Annotated in this window: 12 protein-coding genes; all 12 read right to left on the bottom strand. The window is 38.6% G+C overall.

All coding sequences use genetic code 11. The features are described 5' to 3' along the window. Nucleotides 1-15: 15 nt before the first annotated feature. Complete coding sequence (locus HEQ28_RS02150) at nucleotides 16-1,518, bottom strand: complex I subunit 4 family protein (RefSeq protein ID WP_434503547.1); 1,503 nt, start codon at nucleotides 1,516-1,518, stop codon at nucleotides 16-18. Between the two features lie 36 nt (nucleotides 1,519-1,554). Next, the gene (nuoL, locus tag HEQ28_RS02145; RefSeq protein WP_434503546.1) at nucleotides 1,555-3,537 is read right to left on the bottom strand and encodes an NADH-quinone oxidoreductase subunit L; all 1,983 of its coding nucleotides are present in this window, start codon (nucleotides 3,535-3,537) and stop codon (nucleotides 1,555-1,557) included. Nucleotides 3,538-3,542: 5 nt separating this feature from the next. After that, nucleotides 3,543-3,854, bottom strand: a complete 312-nt coding sequence (gene nuoK, locus HEQ28_RS02140) for an NADH-quinone oxidoreductase subunit NuoK (protein WP_018463932.1) — start codon at nucleotides 3,852-3,854, stop codon at nucleotides 3,543-3,545. Then, a complete protein-coding gene (locus HEQ28_RS02135; protein ID WP_207153819.1) occupies nucleotides 3,851-4,372 on the bottom strand; it encodes an NADH-quinone oxidoreductase subunit J family protein in 522 nt (173 codons plus the stop codon). Before HEQ28_RS02135 ends, nuoK begins: the two co-directional genes overlap by 4 nt. A 6-nt stretch (nucleotides 4,373-4,378) precedes the next feature. Continuing rightward, nucleotides 4,379-4,912 (bottom strand): 4Fe-4S dicluster domain-containing protein, encoded by a 534-nt coding sequence (locus tag HEQ28_RS02130; RefSeq protein WP_434503545.1) that lies wholly within the window; start codon nucleotides 4,910-4,912, stop codon nucleotides 4,379-4,381. Between the two features lie 38 nt (nucleotides 4,913-4,950). After that, entirely contained in the window at nucleotides 4,951-6,036 is a 1,086-nt protein-coding gene (nuoH, locus tag HEQ28_RS02125) for an NADH-quinone oxidoreductase subunit NuoH (RefSeq protein ID WP_434503544.1), read from the bottom strand. A 3-nt stretch (nucleotides 6,037-6,039) separates the two neighbouring features. Beyond that, on the bottom strand, nucleotides 6,040-7,611 hold the full coding sequence (locus tag HEQ28_RS02120) for an NADH-quinone oxidoreductase subunit D-related protein (protein WP_434503543.1): 1,572 nt from the start codon (nucleotides 7,609-7,611) through the stop codon (nucleotides 6,040-6,042). 14 nt (nucleotides 7,612-7,625) lie between these two features. After that, the gene (locus tag HEQ28_RS02115; protein WP_434503542.1) at nucleotides 7,626-8,348 is read right to left on the bottom strand and encodes an NADH-quinone oxidoreductase subunit B; all 723 of its coding nucleotides are present in this window, start codon (nucleotides 8,346-8,348) and stop codon (nucleotides 7,626-7,628) included. Next, nucleotides 8,339-8,689, bottom strand: coding sequence for an NADH-quinone oxidoreductase subunit A (locus tag HEQ28_RS02110; RefSeq protein ID WP_018463926.1), 351 nt, complete (start codon nucleotides 8,687-8,689; stop codon nucleotides 8,339-8,341). Before HEQ28_RS02110 ends, HEQ28_RS02115 begins: the two co-directional genes overlap by 10 nt. 147 nt (nucleotides 8,690-8,836) lie before the next feature. Continuing rightward, a complete protein-coding gene (locus HEQ28_RS02105; protein ID WP_434503541.1) occupies nucleotides 8,837-10,018 on the bottom strand; it encodes an AGE family epimerase/isomerase in 1,182 nt (393 codons plus the stop codon). Further along, on the bottom strand, nucleotides 10,018-11,400 hold the full coding sequence (locus tag HEQ28_RS02100) for an MFS transporter (RefSeq protein ID WP_434503540.1): 1,383 nt from the start codon (nucleotides 11,398-11,400) through the stop codon (nucleotides 10,018-10,020). The genes HEQ28_RS02105 and HEQ28_RS02100 overlap by 1 nt, the downstream gene beginning before the upstream one ends. A gap of 89 nt (nucleotides 11,401-11,489) precedes the next feature. Continuing rightward, nucleotides 11,490-12,653 (bottom strand): glycoside hydrolase family 130 protein, encoded by a 1,164-nt coding sequence (locus tag HEQ28_RS02095; protein ID WP_434503539.1) that lies wholly within the window; start codon nucleotides 12,651-12,653, stop codon nucleotides 11,490-11,492. Nucleotides 12,654-12,658 lie beyond the last annotated feature (5 nt).

Raw genomic sequence — 12,658 nt, 5'->3', positions numbered from 1 at the left:
TAATTAAAATCTACATTACAGAGCAGCAACTGTAGTGCTCATAATATGATTGATAATTGGAGCAACTGCATCACTGATTACATTGCTTGCCCAAAGTGGGTACAAACCAAGACCAGCAACACAGAAGATTAGACCTCCTACAGCTAATCTCTCATCCCATGTTGCATCATGAAGTTCAAAGAACTTCTTGTTTGGTACCTTCTGGAAAAGAATCTTACCAACAACACGAAGAATGTAAACGGCTGTTACAACGATTGATGTACAAGCAATTATCGTACACACACGATGGAACATATCTGCATTCTGGAATGAACCTACGAAGATTGTCATCTCAGCAACGAAACCAGAGAAACCTGGTAGACCTAAGTTTGCCAAACCTGCTATAACATAAGATACAGAAAGGAATGGAAGAACTTTCATCAAACCACCAAGATAACGTACGTCTCGAGTTCCGGCACGGTGATAGATCATACCGATACAAGCGAAGAACAAAGCTGTCATAAGACCATGAGAAAGCATCTGAATGATTGCACCTGTAATAGCTGTCTGTGTCATCATACACAATGCGAAGAGAACCATACCACAGTGAGATACAGATGAATAAGCATTGATATATTTCAAGTCAGTCTGTACACATGCAGAAAGTGCACCATATACGACAGAACATGTTGTAAGTACCAGGAATATCCAAGATAGTTGCTGAGCAGCCTCAGGTAACAAGTACATTGCGATACGGAAACATCCGTAACCACCAAGTTTCATAAGTACACCTGCATGAAGCATTGATACAGCCGTAGGGGCTGAAGCATGACCGTCAGGAGACCATGTATGGAATGGGAACATAGCTCCAAGAACACCGAAGCCAATAAATATCAATGGGAAGAATACCTTCTGAACAGCTACTGGTATATTGTGAAGTGCTGCAATTTCATTAATATTCATTGTTGTTGCACCACTGAAATAATATATACCGAGAATACCGAGAATCAAAAGAGCACTACCACCCATAAGCATAAGGGTAAGCTTCATTGCTGCATATTCCTTAGGACCTGTACCCCATACACCAATAAGAAGGTACATTGGGATAAGAGCAACTTCATAGAACATGAACATCGTAAAGAGGTCTGTTGAAATGAAGAAACCAAAAACACCAATACTAAGAAGAACAAACCAGAGGAAATATTCTTTCTTCATTGGTTCTAGCTGCCATGATGCAAAAGTACCTGTGAAAACGATAACAGCAGAAAGCAATATCATCACAACAGATATACCGTCAACACCAACGCTATATGCTATATTAAGAGGTGCAAACCAAGGTGCGCTATACGTAAACAGCATCAGTTCGGTGTTACCCGCATGACGCATCTGAATGAAAGTGATAGTAAGCCATATTGCAAGACCAAGCAATGCAGAGGCTCCAACAACCATCACACCACGTACCTGATTGTCATTCTTTGCTAACCAAAGACCAACAAGCATTAGTACCGGAATTACTACGAATAATGTTAATATACTCATTTTTCTATTTATTCTTTATTAAATCTTCATTATTCATTAGCTGAGAATGCAAAGCAAAATCAGAGTCAAAGCTATAGTACCAGTAAGGAACCATGCAGCATAAGAACGAACGTCTCCACTCTGCCATGGACGAATTGTCTCACCAGCTTCTTGAGCACCCCATGCCATGAAGTTAAAAGTACCATCGATAACATGGCGGTCAAACCAAGCAATAGGCTTAGAGAAACAACCAAACACGATTTTATGAGTAAAGAACTGCCAAGCGTCATCAATATAAAAACGATTGAGAGCTGCCTTGTGAAGTCTAGGCATTTTCTTAGCAAGCATATCTGGAACAGGATTGTTCTTTGGAAGATACATCCATGTCGCAAGACCAATACCAATGGCAGCAGCCAACAAACTGAACCACGCAACACTTGTAAACTCAAAATGCTGCAATCCAATCTCCATACTCTGACCAGTAGCTGAAACGAAATGTCCAAAAGGAATCCAACCAGCAAATATTGATATGATAGCAAGGAATACCAATGGTCCCCACATAACGAAAGGAACCTCACCTGGCTTCTTGCGATTCTCTGGATCAAGCTCATAATAGCTCTGTCCCCAGAAGATAACATAATACAAGCGGAACATATAGAATGCTGTCATACCTGATACAAGAGTCATAAACCATCCCATGAATGGAGAGAACTCAAAACAAGCTGAAACAATTTCATCCTTTGAGAAGAATCCTGCCAAAGGCCATACACCACTGATGGCGATACAACCAATAAGGAAACAGATATTTGTGATAGGCATATACTTATGAAGTCCGCCCATATACTGCTTGAAGTTGCTTCCTATGATGACAATTATAGCACCAGAGCAAAGGAACAACAAAGCCTTAAACATAGCGTGTGTGAACAAGTGGAACATACCTGCCATGTAACCAAGACCACCTTCGTGATTGTCGACTGCATAACTTACGCCAAGTGCAACCAACATATAAGCAATCTGTGATATAGTAGAGAATGCAAGACCACGCTTGATATCGCTCTGGCAACAAGCTACAGCAGCTGCATAGAACGAAGTAAAAGCAGCTATGTAAGCTACCCAATGAAGTTGATTAGGAGCATATTGTACCCAGATTGGGAAAAGACTTGCAACCTGGTAAACACCAGCGACAACCATTGTTGCAGCATGAATCAATGCAGATACTGGAGTTGGACCTTCCATAGCATCTGGCAACCAAATATGCAATGGGAACATCGCACTCTTACCAGCACCACCAATAAACATTAAGAATAATGCAGAAGGCAACAACCAAGAATATTTAACAGCAACAGAAGCTAACTTACCGATAAGCTCAGGGTTAGCATTCATGTCGTAATTAAATGTTCCGACATAGTAGCTAAAGAACAAGATTCCTATCAAGAAGAACAAGTCTGCGAAACGAGTAACGATGAAAGCCTTCTTTGAAGCGTGTACTGCTGAATGTTTAGGATAATAAAATCCAATCAACAAATAAGAACATACACCAACCAACTCCCAGAACATATACATCTGGAAAATGTTTGTAGCTACTACAAGTCCAAGCATACTCATGGTGAACAAAGAGAGATAAGCATAGAAACGCTGGAAACCATGTTCGTATTCTTCAAACTTATACTTGTCATCACGCTCAGCCATATAGCCGAAACTGTAAATATGGACCATAAAACTTACCGTTGTGATAACGATCAACATCATTACGCTTATTGGAGTAAGACGGAAACCAATGTTGAATGTGAGGAGTTCGGTAAATTTCAACCAAGTAAAATTAAATACTGTAACTGTTGGATATAAACCAGTAGCAGCATCTCTTCCTATAACAAAGAAATACTCATACGCAGTATACAAAGACATAGCGAAAAGGCTACCCAACATTATAGTACCGATTAAACCGGCAACCGGCTTTTTCATCTTCATACCACAAAGACCAAGAACCAAGAAGCTCAAGAATGGTAGAAGAAGTATTAAAAATGCATAACTGTATTCCATTTCTTTTAGAATTTCATGTTTTCAATACTGTTCACCTGGTCACTGTGATAGTTACGGTAAACATTAATAATAATGGCCAAAGCCACGGCTGTCTCAGCTGCACTTACTCCGATAGAGAACAATGTGAAGAAGAAACCTTCAAACTGTGCTGGGAAAAGAATGCGGTTGAAGACTGCAAAATTTATATCTACAGAATTCAATATCAATTCTATAGAGATAAGCATAGCTACAAGGTTACGACGTGTAACAAAGCCAAATACTCCGATAAAGAAAAGCAGTGTACTAAGTGCTATAAAATATTCTACAGGGATATTCATTTCTTGTCCTCCTTTCGTGCAATCATTATACCTCCAATGATACATGCCAAAAGAAATACTGAAATGAACTCGAATGGAAGTACATACTGATACTTACCACTTCCAAGAAGGGCTGTACCAATTTGATCCATAGGAACTTCTGTATCAGTAACCTGAGCAGCAGCATTGATAAAATTATTCTTAATTAAAACTACACCTACAGTAGCAAGACCTACAAGCGATAAAAGCAAACCGCTTATGACACGGCTACCCTTGAAACGCTCAATAAGTCCTTGAAGTGAACGCTTAGAAACAAGCTGAATAGCAAAGATATACATAACAGTGATACCTCCGGCATAAACAGAAATCTGAGCGGCACCCAGGTATGTGTAGTCTAGTAGGAAATAAATTCCCGCAACACCAAACAAAACGAAGAGCAAAAATGTAGCTGCCCTTATGATTCGCTTTGTAATTACACACATTACGGCTGATCCAAGAATGACTACAGCCAAAATGCAAAACATAACTAAATTTGCCATAATCTATTACTTGGTTTTAGTGTTAAACTTACCGATAGTCAAAGGCGCACCACCATCAAGGATGTTTGGAAGGCTACCACCTTTATATACTTCTTTGTCAAGATGACATACCAACTTATTGCGGTCGAATACAGAATTCTCAAAATCATTTGTAAATTCAATCGCATCAAAGTTACAAGCATTAACACACAGCTGACAAAACATACAGTCGCCAAGATCATACTGATAATCATCCAGCTTTTTCTTTTTGCGACCAGTCTCAGGATCTTCCTCCATGTGAGCTGTAATCTTGATTGTATCATTTGGACAAGCTTTCTCGCACATTGTACAAGCAACACAATTATGGCTTTCATCCTCATTTCTCTTGAAAACGAGACGGCCACGATGACGCTGAGCAACATGGAGGGTAGTCTTGCGGTTCTCAGGATACTGCTCTGTTATCTTTGGAGTAAAGTACTCTATAAGAGTAACTTTCATACCAGTAGCAAGAGTTTTGATTGCAGCTCCTATTTCACCGAAATATGATTTATTATTTTCCATTTTATTATTCAATATTTATATTCTATTGCCTATGCGGATTAAAAAGTCAAACCAAATGCAACACAGCAAGTTGTAAGAACAAGCACGATTAGCATTAAAGGCATGAGATATTTCCATTCCAGTTTCAGAAGATTATCAATTCTAAGACGAGGGAATGTCCAACGGACCCACATAAGAATCCATACCAACATAAATGTCTTACCGAAGAACCAAATGAAACCTGGTATCATATTCATCAAATTGTCAAATCCTGTAATACCGACGTTCAATGGTGCCCAACCTCCGAGGAAGACAGCACTCGCAAGTCCTGATATAACAAATAGATTCAAATACTCTGCAAGGTAATAATAACCAAAGCCCATACCTGAATACTCTGTATGATAACCAGCAGTCAACTCACTTTCGGCTTCACCTAAGTCAAATGGACCACGATTAGCCTCAGCATTACCAGCGATAAGGAATACTATAAAAGCGATGATTGCAGGAATATGGCCTTGAATAATAAGCCACTTCCAAGGACCAGTCTGAGCCTCAATAATACCACTCATCTGCATTGTACCTGTAAGAATTACAGCACAAATAAGGCATAAGCCCAAAGACACCTCATAAGAGATCATCTGTACTGCAGCACGCATTGCTGATACAACAGAATACTTGTTGTTAGAACCCCAACCTGCAAGGAATACACCTAGTACACCAATTGAACTAATTGCTGTAACCAAGAAAATACCTACGTTAAAATCCAGAATGTGCATACCCTTATTCCAAGGAAGGAAAGAGAATGTACCAACAGAAGCAATCATTACAAGGAACGGAGCTATCGCATATAAAAGTTTATCAGACTTATCTACTGTGAAGATTTCTTTTATGAGCATCTTCAAAACATCTGCAAACACCTGAAATATACCCCAAGGACCTACACGCATAGGACCTACACGGCACTGGAAATAAGCACAAACCTTACGTTCCATAAAAATCAGTACGATACAAATAAGCGCATAAGCTGTCAAGACCAAAAGTCCGATGAGTACGCACTCAATAAGAATGGTCGAGAAACTAGGCAACCCCAAAGTCTGACTAAGGAGCGCATCGAACCATTTTGTTACTATACTAAAATCAAACATAATTTATCTATCAATATCAGGAATTACGAAATCAATTGCAGCACCAGTTGCTACCAAGTCAGCAATCTTCTGTCCACGAAGCATCTTGTCGAATGCACCTGTCAAGGTCAATCCCATTGGACGCATCTTCAAACGATAAGGGCTCTTATCACCACGAGAGTCGAGATAAACTCCAAATTCACCAGCTCCACCTTCTACAGAGAAGAACCATTGACCTTCAGGAACCTTAATGATAGGCTTCTGCTTGATATAGAATTCACCTTCAGGAATATTATCAATGAGCTGTTCTATAATGTTCAAACTCTGATATATTTCCTTTATATGAACCATGTAACGAGCCATTGAATCAGCTCCAGTAAGAGTTATTTCGTCAAATTTCACCTTATCATATACACCATAAGGATGATTTTTACGAACATCATTATGCCATCCAGCTGCACGTCCTGCAGGACCTGTAAGAGCATAATTAATACAATCGTCAAGACCCATAGGACCAACACCTTCCAAACGCTGATGTGTAATTACATTATCACCAAACACGTCCATGTATTCCTGAACCATAGGGCGCAGATATTTACAAAGTGTTTTTGTGTTCTGTACAAAATTTGGATCAATATCATCCTGAAGACCACCTATACGATAATAGTTTTGTATAAGTCGACCACCAGTTGTCTCTTCCATCACATTCAAAACATGCTCACGATCACGCATGCAATATAGGAATGCAGTTAAAGCACCCAAGTCTTGTGCACATGTACCAAGGAACAACAAGTGATTATTTATACGCTGCAACTCATCCATTATTGTACGGATATACAGAATGCGGTCTGAGAGTTCTATTCCCATACCTTCTTCTATAACACCTACTAATGCATGACGCTGCATCATTGCACAAAGATAATTCAAACGATCTGTTAATGCGAGAGACTGAGGATAAGTCATACTTTCACACATCTTCTCCATACCACGATGAATATATCCCAAATGTGGATATACACCCTTGATAGTCTCACCGTCTACAATAGTCTGCAAACGTAACACACCATGCATACTAGGGTGGTTAGGTCCCATATTTACAACGAAATCATCTTCATCAAAAAGACGATGCTGTGTAGCTACAAGATTACCACTTCTATCAAGATTCCATTCTGTAGTGAAATCTGATTCAGGTTCGTCTGTAACAGGGAACTTATTATTCTCAGGGCTCTCATCAAAGTCCTTACGAAGAGGATAACCATTGAAATCCGTACGAAGGAACAAGCGACGCATATCTGGATGTCCCAAGAACTTTATTCCCAAGAAATCAAATACCTCACGCTCTAACAAATTAGCAGCATTCCAAAGATTAAGAGTCGTTGGAATAACTACATCATCGCCAACCTTCTTACCAATAGTCTTAACTGAGCAGCGCTCATGAGTATCTGTATTTTCAAGTATGTAGATACATCCGAGACCTTCTTCTCCAAAGTCTTCACCAATAATGGTAACAAGGTAATCGAAATGTTTCTCGTTCTTCAACTTTGCCATTTCAGGGGCAAAGTTATCGAAATTGAGTTCTATATTATTTAGTTTCATTTTCTTGTACCTTATTAATCAGTTAGCTCTTTATTTGGATCGAAATCTTCAGGGACATCTGTTACGATGATAGGAGTTCTCTTTCCATGTTTCACAGTTGAAGTTAGAACCTCATTACTGATTCCACGTAAGCCACCCTTACTTAAAGATAGTTCACGTTCCTCCTTTGTCATCTTATGGTTTACGCCACCAAAGAACTTTTCAATCTTAACCTTACGCTGCAATTGCATCATACCATAAAGAATTGCTTCTGGACGTGGAGGGCATCCTGGGATGTATACATCCACTGGAACAAGCTCGTCTATACCACGAACTACATTATAGCTTTTCTTGAAAGGTCCACCACTTATGGTACAACCACCAACAGCTACAACATACTTAGGTTCTGCAATCTCGTCATACAAGCGCTTAAATACAGGTGCCATTTTATTGGTAATAGTACCGGCACACATAATCAAGTCTGCTTGGCGTGGAGAGTTACGAGTCACCTCAAAGCCGAAGCGAGAGAAGTCGTAACGCGCACAACCTACTGACATAAACTCAATTCCACAACATGAAGTACCAAAAGTAAGTGACCAGAGAGAATTGCTTCGTCCCCAGTTAATAGCCTGATCCAATGAACCAAGCATTACATTTACTCCGCCTTCGTTTAATTCCTGCGTAATCTTTTCAAGAGAGTCATTATCCTTGAACTCGTCATAAGGAATACTCTTAATGTGAGGTTTTCTTACTTCCATTCCAACGCTCCTTTCCGCCAGGCATAAGCCAAGCCAAATACTAATACTACCAAGAAGAAACCAATACTAACTAAAGCCATTGGCCCAAATTGTCTTACGACAACAGCCCATGGATAGAGAAATACGGTCTCAATGTCAAACATCAGGAAAAGGATGGCAAAAAGGTAATATCCAATGTGTACTGGCAGCCAAGAAGAGCCGCGAGTAGGAATACCACACTCAAATGGTTCACCCTTTACCGGATTGTAAGAACGCGGACCGATAAGCTTAGCAATGACATAAGATGCCAATACCAAGAACACAGCCGTTATCAAAACGGTAATGAATAAAGTAAAATACATAAAATCTATAACGTTATTTTAATAATCTGCTTAAACTAAGGTAGATAGCTAATCTGCCAAAAGCGTTTGCAAAGTTAGCAATAATATTATAAATATTACGCTATATTAACAAAAAAAAGGGCACATAAATAAAAAAAAGCACCGGTATTAAAACCGACGCTCTATAAGTTCAATGCACATTCTGCTGTTATGATAAGGACATTTCCAGAAACCAGCTTTGTCATCTACGACATTCAAAGTTCCATCTTCAAGTTTTGCCCAATGCCATTCTCCTTTGTCCCAATCAACAAGATTCTTTTGTATAAATGACCAACATCTTACAGCTATCCCAAGAGATGTTTCCTCTCTAAAATACTGATATATATTCATGTGCCCTATAATATTTTCACATTGCACCCACCATTGCCTCTGCATGTCATAACTATCATCATCTTTCCAATGTTCGTATATCATACTCCCATCAGAACGCAGTCCTTCATCAGCCGCAACTGCAATTTTTCTTATTATAGGTTCTATTTTCCTTAATAATTTTTTGTCATCAAGAACTAATGCTGATTCATGCAAAAGCCAACTTGCCTCAATATCATGTCCATAACTCTCTACGTTTCGCTTTCCTTCCCATTTATCATCAAAGAACAAATCCAGATGATAAGTTTCTGTGTTAAGGAGTTTATCAGTAAAGATATCAAGCAAGTTACGCATACTCTGTTCCAATTTTTTATCTTTCCACACACGATAAAGATTAGTATACGGTTCTATGATATGTAGATGAGTATTCATTGTTCTACTCCCATTCTCATCTTTGTCACTCAAACGCATATCTTCAATGGGCTTCCAGTCTCGAGTAAGAGCTTCTATATAACCATTATTATCTGCATCAAAAGCATATTTTTCTATATCATTATATAATGACATAGCTACTTCAAGAGATCTTTTATCACCAGTTGCGCGAACATATTCACTTAAACCATATATAGTAAAACCTATAGCATAAGTCTGCTTTTTACAATCCAAAGGATTGCCTTTATAGTCCAAAGACCAGAATACGCCACCAAACTCCTTATCAATGAAATAATCTAAAATATAATCTCGTGCACGAGTTGCTGCAACAAGATACTCTTTCTTGCCAAGTATTCTATATGCTGCAGAAAAACTCCATAAAATTCTAGCATTCATTATGGCACCTTTATCAGCATCAGCATGAACAATATCATGACCGTCTACCCTACCATAATATCCACCGTTGACATTATCAGTAACATTGTCAATCCAATAACGCAGGATATTGTTTTCAAGAACATCCTGCATTGTCTGTTTAAAGCTATCCATTAATCTTCGATTTTACGTATATTCTTTAACTTAGCATTGATTTGTTTCATCTTGCTCTTTGTTAGCGGATAAACAAACATAATTACAACCATAAGAACTGCAACAGCTGCAGGTATGTAACTCATTGTTAGTTTCATTCCAAGAATAGCGCTGTCTGTTTGATGCAATGCATTTGGAACTAGTCCAAAAGCTGCAAACAACCATAGGACTGCACTTCCTGCAATAGCACCTCCAAACTTCTGTGCCATAGATCCTGATGAGAATATAAGTCCTGTTGAAGATGTATGGTCCTTTACAGCAGCAAAATCAGCAACGTCTGCATACATGCTCCATATAAGCGGAGAGATTATTCCTGTACAGATAGATATCAAAATTTGCAATAACAACATTGTTATGAAACCTACATTTGTACACGGTAAATAGAAGAACAAGCAGCTAAGAATAGCCATTCCTACACAAGAAACAGCAAAAGTACTGCGCTTACCAATTCTTCGGCTAATCGGAACAGCAATAACGACTCCTGCCATATTACAAACTTCACCTACAGCAAGGAATAAACCTGCGAAGAACAAGAAGCTTGCTATACCTAAATTTATATGAATATTTTCACCTATATAATACTTAAAATAATAAGCTACTGTTGCACCACGTACAGTATTAAACAAATTTGAACACAAAGCTGCGCCTGTCAGCAACCACCAAGGAGAGTTTCTCAACAGAGAAGAAACATCTGAACCTAGAGATGTAGCTTCGACCTTTATATGCTCTTTAGTAATTCTAAAACATAATAGGAATAAGAAAAAGCAGAAAACAGCAATTACGACCATAGCTCCTTGCCATGCACCTGTTTCTGCACAACCATGCGCCTTAAACAAATCGCAAAGAGGTTCCCAAGCAAACAAAGCTATAAATGAACCTGCATAAGCAAAAAACATTCTAAAACTAGAGAAAACAGTCTTTTCGTCAGAATCATTTGTTAATACTCCAAGCATTGAACCATAAGGGACATTAATACCTGTATAAACTGTCATCATAAGTATATATGTAACATAAGCCCATATTAGCTTCCCTGTTTCTCCCAGATGAGGTGTTGTAAATAAGAACACTCCACATACTGCGAAAGGAGCAGCAAACCACAATAGATAAGGACGATACTTACCCCATTTTGTCTGTGTACGGTCTGCAAGAATACCCATCATCGGGTCTAATATTGCGTCCCAAATACGAGTAACTAACATCAGTGTTGCTGTGGCGCCAAGTGACAGTCCGAAGACATCACTGTAAAAAATCGGTAGATAATAAGAAAATATCTTCCAAAACATACTACTAGACATGTCGCCAAAGCCATATCCTATTTTCTCAATTAGTTTAGATTTTGTCATTAGGTTATTATTTAAATAAATCCATAAATTACACAGAATTGCAAATATAGTAAAAATTAGATAACTCTATATAACTTATGGATTAAATATTAAAGTTTTTTATTCTTAGCTATAAGCTTCTTTATTGTCTCAACAGAGGCACTTGTCGAAAGACCGTCTTCCGGTGTGTGTAAACAATAGTCTACAAGTTTGTCTATTGTCGAAACAGCGACATGCATTCGAGTATCTGAACTTGCATAATATATAAAAACCTTACCATCTTCATCGGCAATCCAACCATTAGCGAAAACAACATTCATTACATCTCCAATATATTCCTTACCTTTAGGAACAAGCAAGTAACCACCAGGTTTTGCAATAACCTTTGTTGGGTCATCGAGTGCTGTCATATACATATATAATACATAACGCAATCCAGAAGCACATCCACGCACACCATGCGCAAGATGAAGCCATCCATGATTTGTTTTTATTGGATGAGGACCTTCGCCATTCTTTACTTCCATTATTGTATGATAATGGCGAAAGTTGATTATTTTCTCGTCTGTAATTTCAGCATTAGTAATATCATCAACAAGAGCCCATCCTATGCCACCGCCTGAGCCTGTATCAATAAATCCATCCTGTGGACGCGTATAAAAAGCATACTTACCTTCAACAAACTCTGGATGTAATACCACATTACGCTGTTGACTTTTTGTTTTCAAATCAGGTAAGCGTTCCCAGTTAATTAGGTCTGTTGTACGTGCAATAGCAGCTGTTGCCGTAGCAGCACTTAAATCTCCAGGCTGTGAATCATCATGACGCTCTGCACAGAACACCCCATAAATATATCCATCTTCATGCGCTGTAAGTCGCATATCATAAATGTTTGTTGCAGGAACTATATCATCTGGCATAGTTATAGGCTCGTCCCAAAATCTGAAGTTGTCAACTCCGTTAGGGCTCTCAGCAACAGCGAAGAAACTTTTTCTGTCAGCACCTTCAACGCGCACAACAAGCAGATATTTGCCTTTCCATTTAATAGCACCACTATTAAGTGTAGCATTTATCATTATGCGCTGCATCAAATATGGATTATCTTTTTCATTAAAATCATAACGCCATTCCAATGGAGTATGTTCCGCAGTTAATATCGGTTTTTTATATCTTATATAAATTCCGTTTCCGAACTCTTCTGGTTCATTTGTTTTTTTTATCAAATGTTCGTGTCGTTCACGCAGTGATTTTACCTTTTCTTGAAAGCTATTCATAATTA

This window comes from Prevotella sp. (assembly GCF_051059605.1).
In the GTDB taxonomy this organism is placed as follows: domain Bacteria; phylum Bacteroidota; class Bacteroidia; order Bacteroidales; family Bacteroidaceae; genus Prevotella.
The sequence above is the reverse complement of the archived record's forward strand: the minus strand, read 5'-3'. Positions and strand labels throughout refer to the sequence as shown.